Source organism: Streptomyces sp. B93, assembly GCF_018070565.1.
GTDB lineage: Bacteria > Actinomycetota > Actinomycetes > Streptomycetales > Streptomycetaceae > Streptomyces.
On record NZ_JAGPXL010000010.1, the window covers coordinates 58129 to 82600 of the forward strand.

The 24472-nt window shown below is 73.2% G+C and carries 23 protein-coding genes and 1 tRNA gene; 13 read left to right on the forward strand and 11 right to left on the reverse strand.

The genetic code is table 11. The features are described from left to right. Positions 1-24: 24 nt before the first annotated feature. The 3 genes from KBY47_RS12460 to KBY47_RS12470 are packed head-to-tail and all read right to left on the reverse strand — an operon-like array spanning position 25 to position 1632. Positions 25-507: a Dps family protein gene (locus KBY47_RS12460; protein ID WP_210921115.1), complete on the reverse strand. Its 483-nt coding sequence runs from the start codon at positions 505-507 to the stop codon at positions 25-27. Further along, on the reverse strand, positions 504-761 hold the full coding sequence (locus KBY47_RS12465) for a WhiB family transcriptional regulator (protein WP_210921116.1): 258 nt from the start codon (positions 759-761) through the stop codon (positions 504-506). Before KBY47_RS12465 ends, KBY47_RS12460 begins: the two co-directional genes overlap by 4 nt. A gap of 46 nt (positions 762-807) precedes the next feature. After that, complete coding sequence (locus KBY47_RS12470; RefSeq protein ID WP_210921117.1) at positions 808-1632, reverse strand: alpha/beta hydrolase; 825 nt, start codon at positions 1630-1632, stop codon at positions 808-810. A 136-nt stretch (positions 1633-1768) separates the two neighbouring features. Between KBY47_RS12470 and KBY47_RS12475 the strand changes: the two genes are divergently transcribed. The 3 genes from KBY47_RS12475 to KBY47_RS12485 all read left to right on the forward strand — a co-directional run bounded on the left by KBY47_RS12475 (position 1769) and on the right by KBY47_RS12485 (position 5504). Continuing rightward, positions 1769-2956 (forward strand): thiolase family protein, encoded by a 1188-nt coding sequence (locus tag KBY47_RS12475; RefSeq protein WP_210921118.1) that lies wholly within the window; start codon positions 1769-1771, stop codon positions 2954-2956. Between the two features lie 170 nt (positions 2957-3126). Beyond that, positions 3127-4656 carry a long-chain fatty acid--CoA ligase gene (locus KBY47_RS12480; protein ID WP_210921119.1) on the forward strand — a complete coding sequence of 510 codons (1530 nt, stop codon included), beginning with the start codon at positions 3127-3129 and terminating at the stop codon, positions 4654-4656. A gap of 71 nt (positions 4657-4727) precedes the next feature. Beyond that, positions 4728-5504, forward strand: a complete 777-nt coding sequence (locus KBY47_RS12485; protein WP_210921120.1) for a sulfite exporter TauE/SafE family protein — start codon at positions 4728-4730, stop codon at positions 5502-5504. Here KBY47_RS12485 and KBY47_RS12490 read toward each other — a convergent pair. Continuing rightward, positions 5501-6298 (reverse strand): HAD-IIA family hydrolase, encoded by a 798-nt coding sequence (locus KBY47_RS12490; protein WP_210921121.1) that lies wholly within the window; start codon positions 6296-6298, stop codon positions 5501-5503. The genes KBY47_RS12485 and KBY47_RS12490 overlap by 4 nt on opposite strands. Before the next feature lie 50 nt (positions 6299-6348). After that, positions 6349-7431 carry a glycerophosphodiester phosphodiesterase family protein gene (locus KBY47_RS12495; RefSeq protein ID WP_210921122.1) on the reverse strand — a complete coding sequence of 361 codons (1083 nt, stop codon included), beginning with the start codon at positions 7429-7431 and terminating at the stop codon, positions 6349-6351. Between the two features lie 125 nt (positions 7432-7556). Here KBY47_RS12495 and KBY47_RS12500 point away from each other — a divergent pair, with 125 nt between their 5' ends. Further along, entirely contained in the window at positions 7557-8303 is a 747-nt protein-coding gene (locus KBY47_RS12500; protein WP_210921123.1) for a cobalt-precorrin-6A reductase, read from the forward strand. On the opposite strand, the gene KBY47_RS12505 is transcribed toward KBY47_RS12500, so the two are convergent. The 3 genes from KBY47_RS12505 to KBY47_RS12515 all read right to left on the reverse strand — a co-directional run bounded on the left by KBY47_RS12505 (position 8290) and on the right by KBY47_RS12515 (position 10253). Beyond that, complete coding sequence (locus KBY47_RS12505; RefSeq protein ID WP_210921124.1) at positions 8290-8790, reverse strand: hypothetical protein; 501 nt, start codon at positions 8788-8790, stop codon at positions 8290-8292. The two genes, KBY47_RS12500 and KBY47_RS12505, sit on opposite strands and share 14 nt — an antisense overlap. Before the next feature lie 92 nt (positions 8791-8882). Continuing rightward, positions 8883-9668, reverse strand: coding sequence for a precorrin-6A synthase (deacetylating) (gene cobF, locus KBY47_RS12510; RefSeq protein WP_210921125.1), 786 nt, complete (start codon positions 9666-9668; stop codon positions 8883-8885). A gap of 72 nt (positions 9669-9740) precedes the next feature. Further along, positions 9741-10253, reverse strand: coding sequence for a DUF309 domain-containing protein (locus tag KBY47_RS12515; protein WP_210921126.1), 513 nt, complete (start codon positions 10251-10253; stop codon positions 9741-9743). Positions 10254-10354: 101 nt separating this feature from the next. Between KBY47_RS12515 and KBY47_RS12520 the strand changes: the two genes are divergently transcribed. Next, positions 10355-10428, forward strand: a tRNA-Pro gene (locus tag KBY47_RS12520). 99 nt (positions 10429-10527) lie between these two features. Here KBY47_RS12520 and KBY47_RS12525 read toward each other — a convergent pair. Next, a complete protein-coding gene (locus KBY47_RS12525) occupies positions 10528-11160 on the reverse strand; it encodes a hypothetical protein (protein WP_210921127.1) in 633 nt (210 codons plus the stop codon). 320 nt (positions 11161-11480) lie between these two features. Between KBY47_RS12525 and KBY47_RS37195 the strand changes: the two genes are divergently transcribed. From KBY47_RS37195 to KBY47_RS12550, 5 genes are all read left to right on the forward strand, one after another. Next, positions 11481-14477, forward strand: a complete 2997-nt coding sequence (locus KBY47_RS37195) for a tetratricopeptide repeat protein (RefSeq protein WP_210921128.1) — start codon at positions 11481-11483, stop codon at positions 14475-14477. A 225-nt stretch (positions 14478-14702) separates the two neighbouring features. After that, complete coding sequence (locus KBY47_RS12535; RefSeq protein ID WP_247694596.1) at positions 14703-15032, forward strand: hypothetical protein; 330 nt, start codon at positions 14703-14705, stop codon at positions 15030-15032. A 113-nt stretch (positions 15033-15145) separates the two neighbouring features. Further along, the gene (locus tag KBY47_RS12540; protein WP_210921129.1) at positions 15146-17413 is read left to right on the forward strand and encodes a catalase; all 2268 of its coding nucleotides are present in this window, start codon (positions 15146-15148) and stop codon (positions 17411-17413) included. A gap of 163 nt (positions 17414-17576) precedes the next feature. Then, positions 17577-18257: an NUDIX domain-containing protein gene (locus KBY47_RS12545; RefSeq protein ID WP_210921130.1), complete on the forward strand. Its 681-nt coding sequence runs from the start codon at positions 17577-17579 to the stop codon at positions 18255-18257. A 77-nt stretch (positions 18258-18334) separates the two neighbouring features. Then, entirely contained in the window at positions 18335-19318 is a 984-nt protein-coding gene (locus KBY47_RS12550; RefSeq protein ID WP_210921131.1) for an aldo/keto reductase, read from the forward strand. A 10-nt stretch (positions 19319-19328) separates the two neighbouring features. Here the strand turns inward: KBY47_RS12550 and KBY47_RS12555 are convergent, their stop codons facing one another. Continuing rightward, positions 19329-20042, reverse strand: a complete 714-nt coding sequence (locus KBY47_RS12555; protein ID WP_210921132.1) for a TetR/AcrR family transcriptional regulator — start codon at positions 20040-20042, stop codon at positions 19329-19331. 125 nt (positions 20043-20167) lie between these two features. Here KBY47_RS12555 and KBY47_RS12560 point away from each other — a divergent pair, with 125 nt between their 5' ends. The 3 genes from KBY47_RS12560 (at position 20168) to KBY47_RS12570 (ending at position 23219) form a co-directional block, all read left to right on the forward strand. Beyond that, positions 20168-20290 (forward strand): LPXTG cell wall anchor domain-containing protein, encoded by a 123-nt coding sequence (locus KBY47_RS12560; RefSeq protein ID WP_210921133.1) that lies wholly within the window; start codon positions 20168-20170, stop codon positions 20288-20290. Beyond that, the gene (locus tag KBY47_RS12565) at positions 20291-21343 is read left to right on the forward strand and encodes a glycosyltransferase family 2 protein (protein WP_210921134.1); all 1053 of its coding nucleotides are present in this window, start codon (positions 20291-20293) and stop codon (positions 21341-21343) included. It begins immediately after the preceding gene. 67 nt (positions 21344-21410) lie between these two features. After that, complete coding sequence (locus tag KBY47_RS12570) at positions 21411-23219, forward strand: glycoside hydrolase family 15 protein (protein WP_210921135.1); 1809 nt, start codon at positions 21411-21413, stop codon at positions 23217-23219. On the opposite strand, the gene galE is transcribed toward KBY47_RS12570, so the two are convergent. Then, a complete protein-coding gene (gene galE, locus KBY47_RS12575) occupies positions 23177-24247 on the reverse strand; it encodes a UDP-glucose 4-epimerase GalE (protein WP_210921136.1) in 1071 nt (356 codons plus the stop codon). The two genes, KBY47_RS12570 and galE, sit on opposite strands and share 43 nt — an antisense overlap. Positions 24248-24472 lie beyond the last annotated feature (225 nt).

Below are 24472 nucleotides of genomic sequence, written 5' to 3' on the forward strand. Positions count from 1 at the left end.
TCTGCCCCTTCCTCATCCGTGCCGTCAGTGCTCGCGGGGCCAGTTCTCCGCGTCGAACATCCAGCGCTGCTTCTCCAGCTCCGCCGTGATGCCGATCAGCAGGTCCTGGGTGACGGGGTCGGCCTTCTCGGTGGCCTCGATCCGCTCCCGCAGCCGTTTGACCGCCGCCTCCAGGGACTCGACCATCACCTCGACGACCTCGCTGTCGCGCACCCAGCCCTCCTTGGGGCCGGGCAGCGTGAAGGCCGAGGCGATCGTCTCGGGGCGGCCGTCCGGCGGCAGGCCGAGCGCGGCGGAACGTTCCGCCACGGTGTCGGCGTACTCGCGGGCCGTGGCGACGACCTCGTCCAGCTGGAGGTGGATGGAACGGAACCGCGGACCCACGATGCTCCAGTGCGCCTGCTTCCCGGTCAGGGAGAGCCCGAGAAGGTCCACGAGGGTGCTCTGGAGTGCGTCCCCGGCGACCCTGCGGGCGTCCTCGGGCAGCGTGCTCTTCACGACAGTCATACGGTGCCTCTCCTGGTGGCGTGGGTTCTTGTGGTCCGGAGCAGTGCGCCGCGCTCCTCCTCGCAGGTCCCTCCCCACACACCCGAGGTCTGTCCGCTGTCCAGCGCGTAGACCAGACAGTCGGTGATCACCGGGCAACGGGCACACACGCGCTTCGCGGCCGCGATGTCCCGCAGCGCCGGTCCGCTGGTGCCCACGGGGAAGAACAGCTCGGGGTCCTCTCCCACGCAGGCCGCACTGCGCAACCACTCCATGGGGGCGCGGGTGCCCAGGGCCAAAACGTGCAAACGCCACGCTGTCTCAGGTGGCGAGCACCCCGTCCAGGAACCGAGTCAGGTCGGCGAACACCTCCGCCTTGTTCGTCTCGTGGAACACCTCGTGCCGGGCACCGGGGTAGATCCGCTCGGTGAGCGGGCCGTCCCCGGCCAGTCGCCGGACGCCCGTGCGGCTGCCGGGCAACGGCACCAGCCGGTCGTCGTCCCCGTGCAGCCACAGCAGCGGCAGCGGGGCCACGGAGCCGCCGTCGGTGACGGTCGCGAGGGTCCGTACGAACGCCTCGAGCGTCGGGCGTCTCATCGGCCCGTGCCAGACCAGCGGGTCCGCCGCGTACGACGCCCCGACGGCGGGGTCGCGGGAGAGCGCGGCCGGGCTGACCGGGACGTCGGGGACCTCGCCGTGCCGCTCGGCCTCGGCCAGCAGCCGCGCGGGGGTCTCCCAGGGGCCGATCACCGGCCCGGAGAGGACCAGGGCGGTCAGGGTGGCGCCGTACCGCTGGGCGTAGCGGGCGGCGATCAGCCCGCCCATCGAGTGGCCGACCAGCACCGCCGGTACGTCCGGATGGGCGGCGCGGGCCAGTTCGGCGACGGCGCGCACATCGGTGACGACGTCCTCGAAGTCCTCGATCACCACCCGCTCGCCCGCCGACCGGCCGTGGCCGGCGTGGTCGGGGCCGAACACGGCGGCGCCGTGGGCCGTCAGCACCTCGGCCACCGGCGCGTACCGGCCGATGTGCTCGCCGTAGCCGTGGGCCAGGAGGGCGACGTACCGCGGCCGTGGATGCGGCCACTCCCGGGCGGCGATCGTGCCCCGGGTGCCGTCGAGGGTGTGGTCGCGGGCGTCCGTCATCTGCGCGCCTCCAGCGGCGTCGGCGAAGGTTCCCGGGGATCTTCCCAGCGGGCCGCCCCGAGGTCTATAGTCCAAAACTAGCAGTGCTAATTAAGGTGCCGGTCACCGGAGACCGGCGTCGGTCAGGAGTCCCCTCGTGCGTCCCGTCCACTTCGCCGCCGCCCGCCGCACCCCCATCGGCAAGCTGCGCGGCGCCCTGTCCGCCGTACGCCCCGACGACCTCGCCGCCACCGTCATCCGCGCCCTCGTCGCCGAGGTGCCCGCGCTCGACCCGGCCCGCGTCGACGACGTCTACTGGGGCGCCGCCAACCAGTCCGGCGAGGACAACCGCAACGTCGCCCGCATGGCCGCACTGCTCGCCGGACTCCCCGACTCCGTGCCCGGCGCCACCGTCAACCGGCTCTGTGCCTCCGGCCTCGAAGCCGTCACCGCCGCCGCCCGCACCATCGCCGCGGGCGAGGCGGACGTCGTCATCGCGGGCGGCTCCGAGTCCATGAGCCGCGCCCCCTTCGTGCTGCCCCGCCCCGACGAGGCGCTGCCGCACCGCGTCGAGACCGCCGACACCCGCCTCGGCTGGCGCCTGGTCAACCCGCGCATGGCCGAGCTGCACGGACTGCTGTCCATGGGCGAGACCGCCGAGGAGGTCGCCGAACGGTACGGCGTCCCGCGCGCCCGGCAGGACGAGTTCGCACTGCGCAGCCACCAGCGCGCCGCCGACGCCCGCAAGAACGGCCACTTCGACGGCGAACTGCTGCCGGTGACCCGCCCGGACGGCGTGGCCGTCGACCGCGACGAGAGCGTCCGCGAGGACACCTCCTACGAGAAGCTGGCGAAGCTGCGGCCCGTCTTCCGCGAGGGCGGCACCGTCACCGCGGGCAACGCCTCCCCGATGAACGACGGCGCGGCGGGGCTGCTGCTGGTCAGCGAGGAGGCGCTGAACGACCTCGGTCTGGAGTCGCTCGGCCGCTATGTCGCCGGGGCGTCCGCCGGGGTCCACCCCGACGTCATGGGCATCGGGCCCGTGCCCGCCACGCGCAAGGCCCTCGCCCGCGTGGGGTGGGGCGTCGCGGACATCGAGGAGGCCGAGTTCAACGAGGCCTTCGCGGCGCAGGCACTCGCGTGCGTGGACCAGCTCGGTATCGACGCCGAGCTGGTCAACCCCAGTGGTGGGGCTATCGCGCTCGGGCATCCGCTGGGGTGCTCCGGGGCGCGGATCCTGACCACGCTGCTGCACCGGATGCGGCGGACGGGGGCGGGGCGGGGGCTGGCCACGATGTGCGTGGGAGTGGGGCAGGGGAGTGCGGTGCTGGTGGAGCGCGACTAGGTGCGTGCCGCCTCTTCGCCGTGGGTGGGTGCGGGTCTCGTCGTGGCTGGTCGCGCCCACACGGCGGAGCCGTATGCCGATACAGCCCCGCGCCCCTTAGGGACGGGGCCCCGCCCTCCCCCAGGAAGTCCCCCATGAGTCGCTGATCGAGAAACGGAGCACACCCGCACATGGCAACCCTCTCCGTCGCCGCCATCCTCGCCGAGAACGCCCGGCGCCGACCCGACAGGACCGCGCTCGTGGAGGGCGACCTGCGGCTGACCTTCGCCGAGATGTGGCGGCGGGCCCGCGCCCAGGCCGGGGCCCTGGCCGGGCTCGGGGTGCGACCCGGCGACCGGGTGGCGCTGATGGCACCCAACACCGCGGAGTTCCCGGCGGCGTACTACGCGATCGCCGCGACCGGCGCCGTCGTCGTCCCCGTCCATCTGCTGCTGTCGCGCTCCGAGGTCGAGCACGTCCTGAAGGACAGCGGCGCCGCCCTGCTGCTCTGCCACCCCGCGCAGGCGGCGACCGGCACCGCCGCCGCGGAGGCCGTCGGGGTGCGGGTGGTCACCCTGGGCGCCGAGTTCGAGCGGCTCGCGGCGGACGCCGAGCCGCTGCGGTCGTACGAGACCCGTGACGCCGACGACCCCGCCGTCGTCTTCTACACCAGCGGCACCACCGGCGTCCCCAAGGGCGCCGTGCTCAGCCACCTCAACCTGGTGATGAACGCGACCGTCAACGCCTTCGACGCCAACGACATCCGCGCCGACGACATCGCGCTGGGCGCGCTGCCGCTGTTCCACGCCTTCGGGCAGACGGTGTCCATGAACTCGGTGTGGCGGGCCGGCGCGACGCTGGTGCTGCTGCCGCGGTTCGACGCCGCCCGCGCGATCGAGCTGATGGTCGAGGAGGGCGTCAACACCTTCCACGGGGTGCCCACGATGTTCGTCGCGCTGGCCGCCGCCGCTGCCGACGCGGACGCCCTGCCCGAGCTGCGGGTGTGCGTCTCGGGCGGCGCCTCGCTGCCGGTGGCGGTGCTGGAGCGGTTCGAGGCGGCCTTCGGGGCGCGGATATACGAGGGGTACGGGCTGTCGGAGACCTCGCCGACGGCGACCGTCAACCAGCCGTGGTTCGGCACCCGGCCCGGCACCATCGGGCACCCGCTGTGGGGCGTGGAGGTGGAGATCGCCCGCGCCGAGACCGAGGACCGCGTCGAGCTGCTGCCGGCCGGGGAGCTGGGCGAGGTCGTCGTCCGCGGCCACAACGTCTTCACCGGCTACCTGGGCCGCCCCGAGGCCACCGCCGAGGCCATGGTCGACGGCTGGTTCCGCACCGGGGACCTCGGCACCAAGGACGAGGACGGCTTCCTCAGGATCGTCGACCGCAAGAAGGACGTCATCATCCGCGGCGGCTTCAACGTCTACCCGCGCGAGGTCGAGGAGGTCCTGATGCGGCATCCCTCCGTCGCCCAGGTCGCGGTGATCGGGCTGCCGGACGAGCTGCACGGCGAGGAGGTGTGCGCGGTCGTCGTCCCCGGACCCGGCGGCGACGGCACACCGGAAGCCGGCGCGCTCACCGAGTGGGCCAAGGAGCGGCTGGGCAGGCACAAGTACCCGCGGCGGGTGCGGTTCGTGGAGGAGCTGCCGCTCGGGCCGAGCATGAAGGTGCTCAAGCGGGAGTTGCGGGCGCGGTACGCGGAAGAGGGCGCGGCCCGCTGATCCGGTGAGGGACCGTCTGGCGAGACGGTCCTTACGGTGGCCACATGCATGGGCATAGCATCAGTGCCCGCATGAACACCATGACGCTCTGGCACATCACCGGCTGGGAGTTCGCGGCGCTGGCCGTGGCCGCCCTGCTCGTCGGCTTCTCCAAGACCGCCGTCAGCGGGGCCAACACGGTCAGCCTCGCCGTCTTCGCCGCGGTCCTGCCCGCCCGCGCCTCCACCGGCATCCTGCTGCCGGTGCTCATCTTCGGCGACGTCCTCGCCGTGCTCGTCTACCGGCGGCACGCCCACTGGCCCACGCTGGGGAGGCTGTTCCCCGCGGTCGGGGTGGGCGTGGTCGCGGGGACGCTGTTCCTGCTGTGGGCCGACGACGGGATCGTACGGACCTCGATCGGCGCGATTCTGCTGCTGATGGCCGGGGTGACGGTGTGGCGGCGGCGGGCGGCGGAGCGTGCGGCGGCACAGCCGGACGCGGTGACCACCAGGGCGGGCCGCTGGAAGGCGCGTTCCTACGGCGCGCTGGGCGGCTTCACGACGATGGTCGCCAACGCGGGCGGCCCGGTGATGGCGATGTACCTGCTGTCGGCGGGCTTCCGGAAGCTGGGCTTCCTGGGGACGTCGGCGTTCTTCTTCCTCATCGTGAACGTGGCCAAGGTGCCCTTCAGCGCCGGGCTCGGGCTGATCGACGGGAACTCGCTGCTGCTCGACGCGGCGCTCGTGGGGTTCGTCGTGCCCGGGGCGTTTCTCGGAAAGTGGGCGGTGAACCGGATCAACCAGCGGTTGTTCGAACAGCTCGTGATCGCGGCGACGGTGGTCGGGGGCCTGCAACTGCTCCTGCGTTAGCGCGCGCCGCCCCGCAGCCCGAGCAGCGCGGGCAGGTCCGCGAAGGAGTCGACGACATGGTCCGGCTCCCCGCTCGCCGCCCGCTCCGTCTCCGGCAGGTACTTGCCGGTGCGCACCAGCACCCCGGTGATCCCGGCGTGCTGCGCGGCGAGCACGTCGGACTCGATGTCGTCGCCGATCATCAGCGCCGCACCCGGCCGTGCGCCCACCCGGTCCAGGGCCGCCGCGAAGAACGCGGGCGACGGCTTCCCGGTGACCTCGGCCTCCGTCCCGGCCGCCGCCTCCAGGCCCGCCAGGAACGCGCCGGAGTCCAGCTCCAGCCCCCGGCCGGTACGCCAGTACAGGTTCCGGTGCATCGCCACCAGCCGCGCCCCGCGCTGGAGGTGCCCGAAGGCCCGGTTCAGCGCCGCGTACCCGAACTCGGGCCCGGCACCGCCGACCAGCACCACGTCGACGTCCTCGTCCGGGTCGGCGACGACCCGCACCCCGGCCAGGTCCTCCGCGATGTCCCCGTGGTTCAGCAGCAGACAGCGGGCGCCAGGCAGCCTCCCGGCCAGGTGCGTGGCGGTCGCGGCGGGCGCGGTGAGGATGTCCCCGGCGTCCACCGGAAACCCCGCGTCGGCCAGCGTTCCGGCGATCGAGGCCCGCGTCCGGGAGGTTGTGTTGGTCACCAGGGCCACCGGGAGCCCGGCGTCCCGGATCTCCCGCAGCGCCTCCACCGTGCCCGGCAGCGGCTGCCAGGACACGGTGAGGACCCCGTCGATGTCGATCAGGACGGCACGTACCGACTCCATGTCCCGACCATAGCCAGTCGGGAGTGGTCGTTCAGCGCGGGTGGGACGTCTCAGCGCGGCTGGTACGCCTTCGGCAGCCGCATCCCGCGGTCGGCCATGATCTGCCGCAGCCGGTCCGGGTAGTCGGTGATGATGCCGTCCACGCCCAGGTCGATCAGCGCCTCCATGGTGGCCGGGTCGTCGCAGGTCCACGGCACGACCTTCAGGCCCCGGGCGTGCGCGGAGTCGATCATCCGCCGGTCCGGGTAGAAGCGGAAGCCGGGGTCGCCGATCTTGCCGTTCTGCGGGAAGCCGTAGTTGGGGGAGAGGGCCCGGACGCCGGGGATGGTGGCGGCGGCCTTCACGAAGTCGCCGTCGTAGTCGTCGGCGTCGATCCCGCCGAGCCACGGTGAGGCGCCCTCCTTGCCGACCTGGAGGAAGTCGTGGTTGGTCAGCGCCACCAGCGGCCACCGGGGCGCCAGCTCGTGCATCGCCTTCAGCGCGCCCCAGTCGAAGGACTGGATGGTGACCTGGTCCTCGATGCCGGAGGCGCGGATCTCCTCGAACACCCGGCGCACGAACAGCTCGCGCGGCGCGGTCTGCTCGGGGGCGCCCGCCTCGACCTTGGTCTCGATGTTGAGGGTGACCTGCCGGGCCCGGTACCGCTTGACCAGGTTCAGGACGTCCTTCAGCTCGACCATCCGGGCGCCCGCGATCTGCTCCTGCCGCGGATGCCCGGGCAGCTGCTGGTAGCCGCAGTCCATGGTGCTGATCTGGGCCAGCGTCAGGTCCTTGATGTACTTGCCGACGTACGGGTACGTCGGGTCGCCCGGCACCACCGGGGCCGTGTCCCGGCACTTCTGGGCACTGACCTGGCGGTCGTGTGTGACGACGACCCTGCGGTCCTTGGTGACCTGGGTGTCCAGCTCCAGCGTGGACACCCCGAGCCGCAGGGCCTTGGCGAAGCCCTCCAGCGTCGACTCGGTCGTCAGGCCCAGGCCGCCGCGGTGGGCCTGGAGGTCGAAGTGCGTCTTCTGGGGCAGCGGCGCGGCGGCCTCGGCGACGGGGCCGTCCGCCGCGGTGGCGGACACGGTGGCCGGAAGAGCCAGCACCGGCACCAGGGCCAGGGCGGCGAGGACATGCCGTAGGGACATCGCGACCTCACTCATCGGGGACGGGGCGACGCCGCGACGGTAGTCCGGGCGGGGCGGCGCCTGAAGACCTCCTGGATGAGGGGACCGTGAACGCTGGTGGAACGCCCACGCGTAGGGTCGACGCCATGTCCCCGCACGTACTGGTCCTCGGCGGCACCACCCAGGCCCGCGAACTGGCCGCCGCACTGGCGGCGCACCCCGGTGTGCGCGTGACCACCTCGCTCGCGGGGCGGGTCACGCGGCCGGGCGCGGTCGCCGGGGAGGTGCGCACCGGCGGCTTCGGCGGCGCCGAGGGACTGGCGGCCTGGCTGCGGGAACGGCGCGTGGACGCTCTCGTCGACGCCACCCACCCGTTCGCCGCGGCCATCACCGCCAACGCGGCCCGCGCGGCCGCCGCGACCGGCGTCCCCGCGGTGGTGCTGCGCCGCCCCGGCTGGCGCCCGGGACCGGGGGACCACTGGCATACGGCGCCCACGCTCGCGACCGCCGCCGAACTGCTGCCTGGCCTCGGCACCCGGGTCTTCCTCACCACCGGACGCCTGGGCCTCGCGGCCTTCGCCCACCTGACGGACCCGCACTTCGTCGTCCGGTCCGTGGAGCCGCCCGCGCCACCGCTGCCGCCGCACCTGGACGTCGTACTGGCCCGTGGCCCGTTCACCGTCGCCGACGAGTCGGCGCTGCTGCGGGAGCGCCGCATCGACGTCCTGGTGACCAAGGACAGCGGCGGAGCCGCGACCTCCGCCAAACTCACGGCCGCCCGCGAACTGGGGCTGCCCGTGGTCATGGTGAGCCGCCCCCCGCTCCCGCCGGGCGTGCGCGCGGTGCCGGACGTGGCGGGGGTCCTGGCGGCGCTGGACCTCAGCCCGAGGTGACCGAGCCGCGGACGCGGTCCACCGCGCGCAGCACCTCGGCCCGGTTCCTGCCCCGCTTGATCCACACCGGCAGCCGGGCGACCAGCGTCATGCGCACCCCGACGTCGTACCAGGGCGCCCGCTCACGCAGCGAGGCGGCGGCGAACCGGCGGATCAGATCGAGGTGTTCGAGGTTGTACGCCCACAGGTGACCGTGCCGGGTCCTGGTCTGGAGCCACAGCGGGAGGCGGAAGTACGGGTCACGCGCGTCGGCGCTGTCCCTGTTGAGTGCGACCCAGTTGGCCTCCCGACCCCGGGCGAGCCCGCAGGAAAGGCAGACCAGTCGCCGCGGCGTGAAGTGCGGCCATCGAGTGGGCTTCGGCTCCGCTCCCGGCTGCGGCTCCACCCGCGCCATCCGCGCGCACCTGGGGCAGCGCACGAGGACCGGGTCGAGGAAGTCGTACGCGGTGCGGCGAGGATCGCGGAAGCGGGCCGGGGTCGGGGACATGAAGGCGAGTATCCCGTCGGCCCATGGCATTCGGCACCGGGTTTTCCGCCCGTGTCGTCGACCAGCGGGACGGGCCGACCCGGTGTGGCGGTTCAGTCTTCCCGGGCGTCGTTCCGGGGGTGGCGGCGCAGCAGGTAGGTGTCCATGATCCAGCCCTTGCGTTCCCGCGCCTCGGCACGCAGCCGCTCGATCCGCGGTGCCGCCTCGGCGATCGGACCGGAGGCGAGGATCTCGTCCGGGGTGCCTATGTAGGCGCCCCAGTAGATGTCGATGTCCTCGTCCGCGTACTGCCGGAACGTCTGGTGGGCGTCCAGCATGACCACCACGTCGTCCACGCCCTCCGGGAACCCCTCGGCGAGCCGCCGCCCGGTGGTGATCTGCACCGGCCGCGCCACCCGGTTCAGCCCCGTACGGTGCCGGGCGACCAGCGCGGAGACACTGCTGATGCCGGGCACGACGTCGTACTCGAAGGCCACGGCGCCCCGCCCCAGCACCTCCTGGAGAATCGCGAGCGTGCTGTCGTACAGCGCCGGATCGCCCCAGACCAGGAACGCCCCGCACTCGTCCTCGCCCAGCTCCCCGCCGATCAGCCGCTCGTAGATGTCCGCGCGGGCGCTGCGCCAGTCGCCGACCGCCGGGGAGTACGCCGAGCCGCCCGCGCGGCGGTCCCGCTCCGGGTCGCGCGCCTCGACCACGCGGTACGTGCCCTCGGGTACGTGCGCCGCCAGCATCTCCCGGCGCAGGTCGGTGAGGTCCGCCTTCACCTCGCCCTTGTCCAGCAGGAAGAACACGTCGGTGTCCCGCAGCGCCCTGACCGCCTGGAGGGTCAGCTGCTCCGGATCGCCCGCGCCGATGCCGATGACATGAATCTTTCGCACGCCACGAGTCTGCCGTACGGCTCTGACAGCGCCACGACCGCCCGGTGGATCACCGGTCGCGGCATCGGCCGGTCACCGCAGCCGGGGCGCCCGCGCCGCCGCGTCCACCGGCCCCGGCCCGCCCTCGACGTCCGCCGCGAGCCGCCGCGCCCACGCACCCAGCGCCGCCACGTCCATCCCGTACGGCTGCCGTCGCCCGCTGTCCGCCGCCCACTCCTCCACGGCCCCCGCACCGCGCCGCAGCAGCCGCGCCCCGCCCGTGACGTTCCCCCGGGCCGCGTGGGTGAGCCCCACGGCCAGTTGGGCGAGCCCGCGCCACAGCCCGCGCTCCGCCTCCGGCCCGGACTTCCAGGCGTCCTCGAACACCTCGTGCGCGTGGAAGGGCCTGCCCGCGTCCAGCAGCGCCTGCGCCTCGGCGACGGTCTCGGCCGGGTCCCGCACCACACCCTCCGGCTGCCGGGCCACGCCCTCAGCCGCGTACGGCAGCGGCCGCCCCAGCCCGTCCCGGGGTCGTGCGTTGCGCGCCCGCCCCGCACTGTCCCGGTCCCGCGCGCCGCCCGGCCGACGCCCCGATGTGGTGCCCATACGACGATTGTCCCCCGCCCCGACGCCGCTTTCGAAACCGGCCCGACCGTGCGGTAAAGTGCTGTCCGCGCGATCACGCGGCTCACCGCGGGACAGCGCACCGGGACGTGGCGCAGCTTGGTAGCGCACTTGACTGGGGGTCAAGGGGTCGCAGGTTCAAATCCTGTCGTCCCGACTGGAGACAGTCGCAGGTCAGGGCCGGTTTCGGAGGCATCCGAAACCGGCCCTCGGGCGTTCCTGGGGGCCGGTCGGGGTCCGGCGTCCCGCACCCTGGTCAGCCGGGCAGCACTCGCCAGCCCGTGTACACCGTCGGCGCGACGCTCGTGCCCTGGGTTGAACTGGAGAGAGAGCAGTTCTCGCCACCCGGGGTATCGCTGAAGGACATGTACGTGTTGATGGTGTAGTTCACGTTGTACGCCTCGACGCCGTACTGTCCGATCACCCGGCCGTGCGCGGGAACGGGCGCGCTGGCCGAGACACCGGTCGTGGTCGTCGTACTCGTCGTGATGCTCGCGCTGACACTGGTGGTCAGTCGCTGGAACAGGGTGGCCGAGACACCGACGGTGAGGGTCAGGCCGTACGTCCTCGACACCGACGAGGTGAAGGTGGCCGTGGCCACGCTGTCCGTGTGGTTGCTGACCGAGCGCTCCTCGGCGACCAGGAAGGTGGGCTGCGACGAGTTCACCACGTACTCGTCAGCCCCCCAGTACCTCAGGTTCCATTCGGGCCAGTTGTAGTAGGACCAGTTCAGTCCGGCCGGGCAGCCCGTGTCGTCGGCCTGGGCCGCCGACGTGCCCACGGCCAGGGTCGAGGTCAGGGTGGCCAGCACCGCACCGACCGCGGCCCGGGATCTCCAGCGCATCGAGCGGCGCGAGCCGCCCCTGGGCCGCGCATGGTGATCGGTCATCATGCCTCCTCGTCGCAGAGCACGTCACAGAGCAGCGGGGTTCCACAAGCGGAGCGGGGGAGTGAACCCGCTGATCGTCGGGGACGCGGCGGCCGGGAGGCCCGGGGACCGGACAGCGGCGGACGGATGGCGGGCCCGTGCCCGCCGTGGGGACGGTGGTGTCCGGTGCGCCGGACACCACCGGACATCCGGACGCCTGTGGCGGGGGATTTGACGTGTTCCTTTCCATTATTCTCGGCGCGTTCCGCGCATGCTCGTGCCAAGCCGGTCAGCAGTTCGACGCGGGTGGGGGCCGCGCCGTGGAGCAGGGGGAGGGCGGCGTGACGGAAACGGACACACCCGGCATGCTCCTGGAGGAGTTGTGCCACGACCTGCGCCTGTTGTGGAGCCAGGCGGGCGGACCGAGTCTGCGTGTTCTCGGCACGCAGGTGGGACTGGGCAAGAGCCAGGTCGGCGCCATCCTCAGCGGCGACGTCCGGCGGCTGCCGGACTGGGATGTGGTGCGAGGGCTGCTCAACGGCTTCCAGCGGTACGCACACGCCCACGGACGGACCGCGGAGATGTCCCTGCACACGGGCGTGGACCAGCACTGGCGGCCCCGCTACGCCGTCGTGGAACACGCCTTCAGACAGCGCGGGCGGCAACCCGCAGTGGCGGCAGTGAACGGCACCGGTGCGCCGGCCGGATCCGCGGCCCGTGCGTCCGGTGCCCCGGCCCGTACGCGCCGACTGCCCCGTCCGGCATCCGTCCCGCCCATTCCCGCCGAACTGCCGCACGCCGTCTCCGGTTTCAGCGGCAGGACCGCCGAACTCGCCGCGCTGGACGCCCTGCTGCCGCCGGACGGCCGAGCGCACTCCGCGCCGGCCGTGGTGATCTCCGCGATCGGCGGCGGCGCCGGAGTCGGCAAGACCGCCCTGGCCGTGCACTGGGCGCACCGGGTGCGCGAACGCTTCCCCGACGGCCAGCTGTACGTGAACCTGCGCGGCTTCGACCCCGATCAGGCACCGATGCTCCCGCAGACCGCGCTCGGCCACATGCTGCGCAGCCTCGGCGTCGCGCCCGCCGACATCCCCGCGGACCTGGACGAACTGACCCGCGCCTACCGTTCCCGCACCGCCGGCCAACGGCTGCTGCTGGTGCTGGACAACGCGGCCTCCGCCGACCAGGTGCGTCCGCTGCTGCCCGGCGGCCCCTTCTGTCACGCCCTCGTCACCAGCCGGAACCGCCTGGGCGGCCTCATCGCCCGCGACGGGGCCGTCCCGTTGGCCCTGGACGTCCTCGACCCCGGTGAAGCCGGTGCGCTGCTGGAGGCGCTCCTCGGCCGGGAACGGATCGCCGCCGAACCCGACGCGGCCTCGGAACTGGTCGAGCTGTGCGGCTTCCTGCCGTTGGCCCTGCGGGTGGCCGCGGCCCACCTCCTGCTCGGTCCCGGCCGCCGCGTCGCCGACCTCGTCGCAGAACTGGCGGCGGGCGACCGCCTGGCCGCCCTGGAACTCGACGACGACCTCTCCTGCGCCCCGCGCTCCGCGTTCGCCCTGTCCTACCGGGCGTTGGACGACGGCGCGCGGCGGCTGTTCCGCAGGCTGAGCCTGGTACCCGGCCCCGACTTCACCGCCCCCGCCGCGGCCGCGCTGCTGGCGGTGGGGCACCCGCGGGCCCGGCGGCTGCTGGAGACCCTGGCCGCCGCTCACCTGGTCGAGGACCACGGCACCGGCCGCTACCGCTTCCACGACCTGCTGCGCGAGTACGCCCGGGAGCGGGCCGGGCGGGAAGAGACACCAGCGCAGCGCATGGAAGCGTTCCGACGCCTGGCCGGGTGGTACCTGCGCACGGCCCGGGCCGCCGCCGGGCCGTGGCTGTTCCCGGATGTGCCGCCGGAACTCCTCGACCCGGCCGAAGCACCGTCCGAGCCGACTCCGGACGAACAGACCACACCGAACACCGTCACCACCGGCGGGCCAACGCCGCCCGACCCGGTGCCAGAAGGGCCGCGGGCCCTGGAGCGGCTGGAAGGCGAGCGCGCGAACCTGCTCGCCGCCGTCGACCACGCCGCGCTCCACGGCTGCCGCGCGGTCTCCTGGCACCTCACCGACGCCCTGTACCGGTACTTCTGGTTCTGCCTGCCCCGGCCCGTGTGGCGGGCCACCGCGCACACCGCCCTGGACGCCGCTGCCGCGGAAGGCGACCTGCGCGGCCAGGCCGCCATGCACCTGGCACTCGGCATGGCGTCCTGGGACATGGCCCGCCACCAGGACGCCCAGGACCACTACGCGCGCACGCTGGAGTTGAGCCGACGCGCCGACTGGCCGATCGGCCAGGGCTGGGCGCACGGCGGCCTGGGCCTGGCGAGCTGGAGCACCGGGCACCTGGACGAGGCGCTGAACCACTACACCGTCATGCTGGGTATCAGCCGCGCGCACCGCGACACTCCCGCCGAATCGACCGTCCTGGCCGCCATCGGCAAGGTCTACCGGGACATGGGCAGGTTGGCCGAGGCGGCCGATTTGCTGGAGCGGGCGCTGCGCATGAACCCGCGGTTCGAGTGGCGCCGTGAGCCGCCCACACTGCCGCGCCAGGCCCTCGGCCTGGTCCGATGGGAGATGGGCATGCTGCGGGAGGGCATGGAAGACCTCGAACAGGCGCTGACCGCCGAGGCACCGGCAGGATCCCGAGTCGGCCATGCGATGACCCTGGCGACCATCGCCATGATCCACCGCGACCTCGGCCACCACCACACCGCGCTGGACCTCGGGGAACGCGCCCACGCGCTCGTCGAGGACACAGGACGGCTCTCGGTCCGGGCCACCATCGTGACCGGGCTCGCCGGGGCCCACCACGGACTGGGGCAGGACCAGCGGGCGGCCCGCCTCCAGCGCCACGCGCTGCTGCTGGCCCGGCGGTCGGGCTACGCCCGTGTCCAGGCCGACGCCCTCCTCGGGCTCTCCGCGGTCCTGCGCGCACAGCGCCATCGCGCCGAAGCCCGCTCACACGCCGCCCAGGCGCTCGAGCTGGCCCGGCGCAGCGGGTTCCGGGTGGTGGAGGGACAGGCCCTGACCGAGCTGGCGGAGATCGCCGCAGCCGGGGGCGAGTACCACGCGGCGCTCGCGCACGCCCGCGACGCGCTGACGGTGCACGGCCGCACCGGCCACCGCCTGGGCGAAGCCCGCGCCCTGGCCGTGCGCAGCCGGGCCCTGGACGCTCTGGACGACCCCGCCGCCCCGCACGCCCGGGACCGGGCCCTGGCGCTGCTCGCCGACGTCGGCGCCCCTGTGCCCGACGCCCTGCGCGCCCCCTCGGCCGATCACGTCGACCGTTAGGCCGACCGCCGTGCGCCCGGGCCTGGCGCCGCCGGTCGGATACCCCCCACGGCTTCAGCGGGCGCCCGCGGACCGGACCGGCCCTGCCGCATGACGGAACGTGGTGCGCCCCCGGTGGGCCGAAGGGGGCGCCGTCCCCCGCGTGCCCGTGTCCGGTCGCGGCCGGGGGCGGGGGCCGGGAGGCTGGGAACGCAGCCGTCACCGACAGCCGGGAGCTGAGCCGCCGTGAGCAAGTCGTCGTGCGTGGGGGCCCCGTCCCTGGCCCTATCCCCGTCCCTGGCCCTGGCTCTGGCCCTGTCCCTGGCCCTGGCCCTGGCCGTCGGGCCGGCCCCCGCCGCCGTCACCGACGCGGTCGCCGCGCCCGTCGACGTCACCGCGTCCGAGTGCCTCCGGGGCGGCGGAATGATCATCGTGGCGGCGGACGGCGAGGGCGGCGCGTTCACCCGGCGCTGCCGGGGCGGCGTCCACGACGGCGAGACGATCCTCGCGGCGACCGCCCGGGAGGTCGCGGCGGGGGACGTCGCGTCCGTCGCCCGTCCCGGTGACCGCCGCTGAGAAAGGCGCTGCTTGCCCCGGCAGGAATGGGTACCCGCCGCGCGGTCAGCGTCAGTGACCCAGGGCCGTGACGACAGCGGCCGACCGGCCGGAATGCGAAGGAACCCAGACGTATGAGCGAGTCCAATCCTCTCAAGCGAGTGACGGACAAGGTCACCGACACCCTGCGGGACGCCACCGGACCGGAGGACGGCATCCCCGGGAAGCCGGGTCCCGAGTCCCCGACCGTGGCGGAACCCACCGAGCCCCGGGAGCCGCTGCCGCCGAAGCCCGACCAGAGCGGCCCGGACACCATGTCACCGACCGGGCAGCCCACCGGCGCCGACCAGGCGGACGTGGCCCAGGGCGGCGCCTATCTGACGACCGCCCAGGGCGCCCGGCTGTACGACACCGACCACTCGCTCAAGGCCGGTCCGCGCGGGCCCGTGCTGCTCCAGGACCACCATCTGCGCGAGAAGGTCATGCACTTCGACCACGAGCGCATTCCGGAGCGCGTGGTCCACGCCCGGGGCGCGGGCGCGCACGGCGTCTTCCAGGGCTACGGCACCGCCGCCTCGGTCACGAAGGCGGCGTTCCTCGCCAAGGACGTCGAGACGCCGGTGTTCGTGCGGTTCTCCACGGTGGTCGGCTCCCGGGGCTCCGCCGACACGGTGCGCGACACCCGCGGCTTCGCGACGAAGTTCTACACCAGCGAGGGCGTCTTCGACCTGGTCGGCAACAACATCCCGGTCTTCTTCATCCAGGACGCCATCAAGTTCCCGGACGTCGTCCACGCGGCGAAGCCGCACCCGGACCGGGAGATCCCGCAGGCGCAGAGCGCCCACGACACCTTCTGGGACTTCGTGTCGCTGCACACCGAGGCCACCCACCACACCATCTTCTTCATGGGCGACCGGGGCATCCCGCGCTCCTTCCGGATGATGGAGGGCTTCGGCGTCCACACCTTCCGGCTGGTCAACGCCGCCGGTGAGACCACGCTGGTGAAGTTCCACTGGAAGCCCAAGCTGGGCGTGCACTCCCTGGTCTGGGACGAGGCGCAGCTCATCAACGGCGTCGACCCGGACTTCCACCGCCGGGACCTCGCCGACGCCATCGAGGCGGGCGCGTACCCGCAGTGGGAGCTGGGCATCCAGACGTTCCCCGACACCCCGGAGCAGACCTTCGAGGGCATCGACCTGCTGGACCCGACGAACATCGTGCCCGAGGAGATGGCACCGGTGCAGCCGATCGGGCTGCTCACCCTCAACCGCAACCCGTCGAACTTCTTCGCCGAGACCGAGCAGGTCGCCTTCCACGTCGGCCACCTGGTGCCCGGCATCGACATCACCGACGACCCGCTGCTCGCGGGCCGCCTCTTCTCGTACCTGGACACCCAGATCACCCGCCTGGGCGGCCCCAACTTCCCCCAGCTGCCCATCAACCGCCCGCACGCCCCCGTCAACGACATGCAGCGCGACGGCATGCACCAGACGGCCGTCCACCGGGGCGTCGCGCCGTACCGGCCCAACTCCCTGGACGGCGGCTGCCCGTTCACCGCGGGCGCGGACACCGGGGCGTTCGTCGAGGCGCCGGTGCGGGTGCCGGAGGGCAGGAAGGTGCGCGAGGCCCCCGAGTCGTTCGCGGACCACTTCAGCCAGCCGCGCCGGTTCTGGCTCAGCATGAGCCCGGTGGAGCGGGAGCACATCGTCGGCGCTTACGTCTTCGAACTGGGCAAGTGCTACGAACAGGCCGTCAGGGAGCGCACGCTCCAGGTCCTCGCCAACATCGACCCCGAGCTGTGCCAGCAGGTCGCCGACGGGCTCGGCCTCCCGGCGCCCGAGCCGACCGTGCCGCTCGCCGACGTCGCGCCCAGCCCGGCTCTGTCGCAGGTCGGCAAGGTGTGGCCCACCGAGGGCCGGATGATCGGCGTCGTCACCGGCGGGGACGACCTGGAGGGCGTGGGCGCCGTACGGGAGGCCGTCCTGACCGCCGGTATGGTCCCGCTCGTCGTCGCGCCGACGGGAGGCACGCTCGGCGACGGCGCGCTGACCGCGCAGCGCTCCTTCGTCACCGCGCGGTCCGTGGAGTTCGACGCCGTCCTGCTGGCCGGGACGCCCGCCGTGGGCCCCGACGCGTACACCGCCCGGGACGCCAAGTCCGACCCCGTGCCCTCCGGGCAGGCGGTCACCGACCCCCGGGTCGTCCTGCTGCTCCAGGAGGCCTTCCGGCACGGCAAGGCCATCGGTGTCTGGGCGGGCGGCGAGGCCGCCCTGACGGCGGCCGGGGTGCCCGTCGACGCGCCCGGCGTGGTCGTCGCCGACTCCGGGACGGCCGCCCTGGAGCAGGTCACCGGGCTGCTCGGCCGGCACCGGGTGTGGGAGAGGTTCGGCACGCGGGTCTGACGCGCCGCAGCCGTCCGCGAGGGAGCCGTCGCCGGTCTCCGGGTCGGCGGCGCTTCCGGCGGGCGCCCTCGGCGAGGTGGTAGAAGCGGCGTATGAGTCACTTCCCCGCGCCGCGCGGCGCCCAGTCCCCTGCCACCGGGCCCCACGACCCCGCCCCCGTCCGATGACCGCCGGAATCGACACCCCCGACCGCCGCGGCCGTACCGGACTCGACCGGACCGGACGCGAGCTGACCGGCAACCCGCGCGTGAAGGTGCGGGACGTGAAGCTGCTCTCCAGCCACTGGTACGTGGAGCGCGCCACGACCTTCGACCTCCAGCGCGCCGACGGCACCTGGAGCACCCAGGAGCGCGAGACGCACGACCGCGGCAACGGCGCCACGATGCTCCTGTACGACGCCGAACGCGAAACCGTGCTGCTCACCCGCCAGTTCCGCTTCCCCGTCTACGTCAACGGGCACCCCGACGGCATGCTGATCGAGACGCCGGGCGGACTGCTCGACGACGAGGACGAGCACCCGGAGATCGCCGTACGGCGCGAGGTCGTCGAGGAGACCGGGCACACCATCGGCGAGGTACGGCACGTCTTCGACGTCTACATGAGCCCCGGGTCGGTCACCGAACGCGTCAGCTTCTACGCCGCCTCCTACGGTCCGGCCACCCGCACCCACGAGGGCGGCGGCCTCGACGAGGAGGGCGAGGACATCGAGATCGTCGAACTGCCCTTCCGCAGGGCGCTGGCGATGATCCGGACGGGCGAGATCGCCGACGCCAAGACCATCATGCTGCTCCAGTGGGCGGCGCTGGAGGGGCCGTTCGCGATGACCGGGCGCGCACGTCCTTGACTTCGCGTGCGCTCCAAGCTGAAGACTCCCGTTCGTGAGCCCCCGAGAGGCGTGGGGCCGCGAACGGGAGGACACCCATGAAGTACCGCACCATCGGCACCGGCCCGGCCACCCGCCGCGAGGTGAGCGCGCTGGCGCTCGGCGCGATGTGGTTCGGCTCGGCGACCGACGAGGAGACCTCGTTCGCCGTCCTCGACCGCTATGTCGAGGCGGGCGGCACCTTCGTCGACACGTCCGACAACTACGCCTTCTGGGCGGACGGCGGCCAGGGCGGGCAGAGCGAGGAACTGCTGGGCCGCTGGCGGCGCAGCCGGGGTATCGGTGACGAGGTCGTCATCGCCACCAAGCTCGGCGCCCGCCCCCTCGCCCCCGGCACCGGCTACGTCGACAACCCGGAGGGCCTGTCGGCCAAGGTGATCCGGGAGGCGGCCGAGCGCAGCCGCGAACGGCTCGGCGTGGACCGTCTCGACCTGCTCTACGCGCACATCGAGGACCGTACGGTGCCGCTGCGGGAGACCGTCGAGGGGTTCGCCGCACTGGTCGCCGAGGGCACGGTCGGCCTGCTCGGCGTCAGCAACCACGCCGTCTGGCGGGTGGAGCGGGCCCGCGCGCTCGCCGCCGGGGCCGGACTGCCGGGCTACGAGGTGCTCCAGTACGCGCACAGCCATCTGCGTCCGCGCCTCGACGTCCCCGACGGCCTCTTCCCGGACGGCAGCCTCGGCCACGCGGGCGCCGAGCTGCTCAGCTATCTGCGCGCCGAACCGGGCCTCACGCTGGTCGCGTACTCGCCCCTGCTGAAGGGCGCCTACACCCACCCGGACCGGCTTCCCGCCGACTTCGACCACCCCGGCACCCCGGCCCGCCTCGCGGTGCTGCACGAGGTCGCCCGGGAGACCGGGGCCACCCCGAACCAGGTGGTGCTGGCCTGGCAGATGGGCGCCGACCTGCCGATCATCCCGCTGGTGGGGGCGTCCTCGGTGGGCCAGCTCGACGAGAGCCTGGCCGCCGTGGACCTGGAGCTGACGGCGGAGCAGCGGCGGCGGCTGGACGCCGCGCACTGACGGCCGTGGGTCACGTCCCCACCAGCCGGTCGAGCAGCGCGTCCAGCCCTGCCGCCAGCTGACCGGGACCGCCCTGCTCGGCCAGGTCGGGGGCGGCCGCGCGCAGGATCGGCAGTTCCTGCGGCGGCATGCGGTGCAGGCCGAGGCGGAAGGCGGGGTCGGGCTCGTCGGGGTTGTCGACCATCGGGCGCAGCTCCGCGAAGACGTACCCGAGCAGCCAGGCGGTGAAGGCACGGAAGGCGACGGCGGCGCGGGCGTCGTCCAGGCCCGCCTCCCTCAGCAGGGCGAAGACCCGCTCGTGGTCCTTGAGGACGGCGAGCGGGCGGCGGGCCAGCGGGACGGCGAGCATCCGGGTGGCCAGCAGCGGCACCGCCTGCGGGTGGGCCAGGCAGACCTCGTAGGTCGCCCGTGCGATCTGGTGGAGGCCGCTGCGCCAGGCGGGTGACTCGTCGGCCGTGTCCTTGGCCTCGGCTGCCAGCCGCTCCTCCAGCTCCAGGTACAGCGCCTCGACCAGGCCGTCCAGCAGGACGTCCTTGCTCGCGGCGTAGCGGTAGAGCGCCATCGCCTCCACACCCAGCTCGGCGCCGAGCCGTCGCATGCTGAGCGCGGACAGCCCTTCCCGGTCCACCAGGTCCAGGGCGCTGGCGAGCACCCGCCCCCGGCTCAGCCGACCGTAACGGCCCCGGTCACTCGCGCGGCGTGCCGGTACGGCGTCCTCCGTCATGGCCTCTCCTCCGGTGGTCCTGACACCAACGGTGCGCATATGTGGCGAGCTTGACAATATCGGACGCCCGTCCGAAGCTGTACGTATATGTCGTAAACATACGCCTCAAGTCTACGGAGGCACCGATGACTCACAACGGATCACTCGCCCACACGGGGGTGTCCTGGCCGCTCTACGCCATCGTCGGGCTGGCGGTGGCCGGCGGGGGAGCTCTGATGCGGCTGGTCAGCAGGGCGCGAGGGCGGTAGATGACCACGATCAGTGCGATAGTCCCCGCGCACAACGAGGAGCAGGGACTCGGGGACACGCTGGAATCCCTGCTCTCCCAGACCCACCCGTTCGACGAGGTCATCGTCGTCGACGACCACTCCACCGACCGGACCCGACAGGTCGCGCTGTCCTACGGAGTCACCGTCTTCACCGCCGAGACCAACCAGGGCAGCAAGGCACGGGCCCAGAACTACGGGCTGCGGTACGTATGGACCGATCTGGTACTGCCGGTGGACGCGGACACCGTCCTCGCGCGGGACTACGTCGAGCTGATCCTGGAGCCGTTCGAGAACCCGAGGGTGGCGGTCGCCGCCGGATGCGTCCTGACCCGGTTCGAGGACACCGCCCCCGAACGCGGCCGGTCGATCGAGTACCTCTTCGGCTTCCACTTCCAGCGCCCCATCCAGAACGCCGCCAACAGCCCCGTGGTCTGCTCGGGATGCTGCTCGGCGTTCCGCACCCGGGAACTGCGCGAGTTCGGCGGCTTCCCCGAGCGGACCGTCGTCGAGGACATGGACTACACGTGGTCCAAACAGGAGGAGGGCCGCAGAGCCGTGTACGTGGGCGACGCCGTCGCCCAGGCCGCCGACCCCTCGACGCTGACCTACCTGCGCAAGCAGGTGTGGCGCTGGATGGCGGGCTTCTTCCAGAACGTCAGGATCCACACGTTCCACCTCGCCCGGCACAAGCCGCTGCTCCTGCTGTGGATCCTCATCGCCGTGTGGGACATCGTCACGGCTCCGCTGTGGTACGCGATGCCGTTCCTGTTGGTCTTCGTCTGGGGCCAGGGGGTGATGATGACCATGCTGTGGTGGATGGGCTTCGAGCTGCTGCTCCTCACCCCACCGCTGTTCTACGGCGCACACCGGCGAAAAATCCCCTACCGCGTGGTCGTGCGGAACTTCCCCTACGTGTACCTCAACAAGGTGGTGAACACGTACTACGCCTGGAAGGCCCTGCTCGTGGAGCTGGTCCTGGTTCCGCTCCGGCTCTCCCAGGGGCTCGTCACCTATGAGAAGGGCCGCGCCTGAGCGGGCCCACCGTGGTCACGCCGGTGGTCGGCTGCCGCCGGCGTGCCGCCGTTTCCGGGGGATGGCCATGAGTCCACCCATCGAGGACTACGCCCTCACCAGCGACCTGGAGACCGCCGCCATGATCGGCCGGGACGGTTGCGTCGACTGGCTCTGTCTGCCGCGCTTCGACTCGCCCGCCTGCCTGGCCGCCCTGCTGGGCACGGCGGACAACGGGTTCTGGCGGGTCGCGCCGTCCGGCGGCGGCGTCTGCGCGCGCCGCGCCTACCGGCCCGACACGCTGGTCCTCGACACGGTGTGGGAGACCGCGGCCGGCACCGTCCGGGTCACCGACTTCATGCCGCCGCGCGCCGAACTGCCCTGTCTCGTCCGGGTCGTCGAGGGGCTCTCCGGTGCCGTGTCCGTCCGCAGCGAGCTGCGGCTGCGCTTCCACCAGGGCCGGGTGGTGCCCTGGGTGCGCGACGCGGGGCGCTGCACGGTCGCGGTCGCCGGGCCGGACGCCGTGTGGCTCGGCCCGGACGGGTCCGTGCGGGCGGGCCACGACGAGGACGCCACGGTGTGGGACTTCACCGTCCCCGCCGGGCGGCGGGTGGCGCTGACGCTGGCCTGGTCGCCCTCGCACCGGTCGGCGCCGCCCGCGCCGCTGTCCGTGCCGGGCGAGACGGCCCTGAAGGAGACCGAGGGCTACTGGCGGCGCTGGGTCGCGCAGTGCCGCTACCGGGGTCCGTGGCGGGAGGCCGTCGTACGGTCGCTGATCACCCTCAAGGCCCTCACCTACGCGCCCACCGGCGGGATCGTCGCCGCCCCCACCACCTCGCTGCCCGGCCGCATCGGCGGCGACCGCAACTTCGACCACCGCTACTGCTGGCTGCGCGACTCCACCCTGACCCTGTCCTGTCTGCTGCGCAGCGGCTACCGGGAGGAGGCCGCCGCCTGGCTGGACTGGCTGGTGCGGGCCGTCGCGGGCGACCCCGGCGGCCTCCAGACCGTCTACGGCGTCGCCGGGCAGCGCCTGCTGCCGGAGACCGAGGCGCCGTGGCTCGTGGGCTACGAGGACTCCCGGCCGGTCCGGTTCGGGAACTCGGCGGTGGGCCAGTTCCAGCTCGACGTGTACGGCGAGGTCCTGGACACCCTCTTCCAGTCGCTCAGGTCCGGAATCGCGCTGCCCGCCCACGTGTGGGACCTGGTCGAGGCGCTGATGGGCTTCCTGCACCGGCACTGGCGCGAACCCGACCAGGGGCTGTGGCAGATCCGGGGCGCCCGGCGGCAGTTCGTGCACTCCAAGGTGATGGCGTGGGTGGCCGCCGACCGTGCCCTGCGGATGGGCAGGCTGCTCGCCCGCAACGGCTCCTCCGGCGAGTGGCGCGCCATGCGGCGGGAGATAGGCAGGCAGGTGTGCCGCCAGGGCTGGGACGCGGCACAGGGCTCCTTCGTCCAGTGCTACGGCTCCCCGGCGCTGGACGCCTCCGCCCTGCTGATCCCCCGGCTCGGCTTCCTGCCCGCGCACGACGAACGGGTGCGCGGCACGGTCCGGGCCATGGCCCGCCTCGGCCACGGCGGGTTCCTCGGCCGGTACACGCCCGACGCCTCCGACGGCCCCGACGGCGCGTTCGTGGCCTGCTCCCTCTGGTACGCCGACGCGCTCGCCGCCACCGGTCGTCCCGTCGAGGCGCGGGAGACCTTCGAGCGGGTCCTCGCGGTCCGCAACGACGTGGGACTGCTCGCGGAGCGCTGGGACGCGGACGCGGGCCGCCAGCTCGGCAACGCGCCCCAGGCGGGCAGCCACATCGCCCTGGTGGAGACGGCGTTCGCGCTCTCGGAGCGACCGGCGGCTCAGTTGGCCGCCGAGCCGGTGCGCCGCGAGGAGCCCGCGTAGCCCTGCGGGTTCAGCCGCTGGAAGTGCCAGGCGTCCCGGCACATGTCGGTCAGGTCCCGGGTGGGGCGCCAGCCCCAGGCGCGGCTCACGGCGCTCGCGTCCGCGACCAGTTCGGCGACGTCGCCGGGGCGCCGGGGGGTGAACTCGTAGGGCACCGGACGTCCGCACGCCTCGGAGAACGCGCCGATCACCTCCAGCACCGAACTGCCCTGTCCCCGGCCGACGTTGTAGACGTGCAGGCCGCCTGCGTCGGAGAGGTGGTCCAGGGCCAGGCGGTGCGCGTCGACGGTGTCCATGACGTGTACGTAGTCGCGGACCGGGGTGCCGTCGCGGGTGGGGTAGTCGACGCCGTGGACGCCGAGCCGCTCCCGTCGTCCGACGGCCACCCGGGACAGGTTCGGCAGCAGGCTGTCGGGCGTGCCGCGCGGGTCCTCGCCGAGCAGTCCGCTGGGGTGGGCCCCGGCCGGGTTGAAGTGGCGCAGGCTCAGCACGGTGTACTCGGGCCGGTGGTGGCAGATGTCGGCGAGTATCCGTTCGCACCACCACTTGGAGGCCGCGTACGGGTTGGTGGGGCCCGTCGGGGTGGCCTCGTGGAGGGGCCCGGGGCCCGCGTCGCCGTAGACCGCGGCCGAGGAGGCGAACACCAGGCGGTGCACCCGGTGGTCCTGCATGCAGCCCAGCAGCGCTGTGGTGCCGCCGACGTTGACGTCGTAGTAGTGCGCGGGCAGCCGTGTCGAGCCGCTGACCGACTTGACCGCGGCGAAGTGCACCACCGCGTCCACGGCGTGCCGGTCGAAGACGGCCGAGAGGGCGCGCCGGTCACGGATGTCCAGCTCGTAGACGGCGCCGACGAACCGGCCCGCGAGCCGTTCGACCCGGGCGAGGACCTGGGGGGAGCTGTTGGAGTAGTCGTCGACCACGATGACCTCGTAGCCGTGGTCGAGGAGCTCCACGCAGGCGTGGCTGCCCAGGTAACCGGCCCCGCCGGTGACGAGGACGGTCGTCGGCAGGGGATCGCTGCGTGCCATGCCGGACGCTCCTGCGGCGGACGACGTATGTTTACGACGTAAAGGTCTCCCTACGACTGTGCTCCTCGGGGGTCGGTTCGTCAAGCGGAGGCCGTTTGTCCTAACATACTGACCTGTTTGTGCAATGATGTCTTAACAAAGTATTGACAGTGGGCGTCGCAGGGATTTGGATTCGGTCCCAGCACGACAGCAGTGTTCCCCCGGTCGCACAGTGAGGTGCAGGCA

Bases quoted from the DNA above. Each gene is read 5' to 3' on its own strand.
- KBY47_RS12460 (WP_210921115.1), bottom strand. From the start codon at position 507: ATGACTGTCGTGAAGAGCACGCTGCCCGAGGACGCCCGCAGGGTCGCC.
- KBY47_RS12465 (WP_210921116.1), bottom strand. From the start codon at position 761: ATGGAGTGGTTGCGCAGTGCGGCCTGCGTGGGAGAGGACCCCGAGCTG.
- KBY47_RS12470 (WP_210921117.1), bottom strand. From the start codon at position 1,632: ATGACGGACGCCCGCGACCACACCCTCGACGGCACCCGGGGCACGATC.
- KBY47_RS12480 (WP_210921119.1), top strand. From the start codon at position 3,127: ATGGCAACCCTCTCCGTCGCCGCCATCCTCGCCGAGAACGCCCGGCGC.
- KBY47_RS12485 (WP_210921120.1), top strand. From the start codon at position 4,728: ATGAACACCATGACGCTCTGGCACATCACCGGCTGGGAGTTCGCGGCG.
- KBY47_RS12490 (WP_210921121.1), bottom strand. From the start codon at position 6,298: ATGGAGTCGGTACGTGCCGTCCTGATCGACATCGACGGGGTCCTCACC.
- KBY47_RS12495 (WP_210921122.1), bottom strand. From the start codon at position 7,431: ATGTCCCTACGGCATGTCCTCGCCGCCCTGGCCCTGGTGCCGGTGCTG.
- KBY47_RS12500 (WP_210921123.1), top strand. From the start codon at position 7,557: ATGTCCCCGCACGTACTGGTCCTCGGCGGCACCACCCAGGCCCGCGAA.
- KBY47_RS12505 (WP_210921124.1), bottom strand. From the start codon at position 8,790: ATGTCCCCGACCCCGGCCCGCTTCCGCGATCCTCGCCGCACCGCGTAC.
- KBY47_RS12515 (WP_210921126.1), bottom strand. From the start codon at position 10,253: ATGGGCACCACATCGGGGCGTCGGCCGGGCGGCGCGCGGGACCGGGAC.
- KBY47_RS12525 (WP_210921127.1), bottom strand. From the start codon at position 11,160: ATGACCGATCACCATGCGCGGCCCAGGGGCGGCTCGCGCCGCTCGATG.
- KBY47_RS12540 (WP_210921129.1), top strand. From the start codon at position 15,146: ATGAGCGAGTCCAATCCTCTCAAGCGAGTGACGGACAAGGTCACCGAC.
- KBY47_RS12545 (WP_210921130.1), top strand. From the start codon at position 17,577: ATGACCGCCGGAATCGACACCCCCGACCGCCGCGGCCGTACCGGACTC.
- KBY47_RS12550 (WP_210921131.1), top strand. From the start codon at position 18,335: ATGAAGTACCGCACCATCGGCACCGGCCCGGCCACCCGCCGCGAGGTG.
- KBY47_RS12555 (WP_210921132.1), bottom strand. From the start codon at position 20,042: ATGACGGAGGACGCCGTACCGGCACGCCGCGCGAGTGACCGGGGCCGT.
- KBY47_RS12560 (WP_210921133.1), top strand. From the start codon at position 20,168: ATGACTCACAACGGATCACTCGCCCACACGGGGGTGTCCTGGCCGCTC.
- KBY47_RS12565 (WP_210921134.1), top strand. From the start codon at position 20,291: ATGACCACGATCAGTGCGATAGTCCCCGCGCACAACGAGGAGCAGGGA.
- KBY47_RS12570 (WP_210921135.1), top strand. From the start codon at position 21,411: ATGAGTCCACCCATCGAGGACTACGCCCTCACCAGCGACCTGGAGACC.
- galE (WP_210921136.1), bottom strand. From the start codon at position 24,247: ATGGCACGCAGCGATCCCCTGCCGACGACCGTCCTCGTCACCGGCGGG.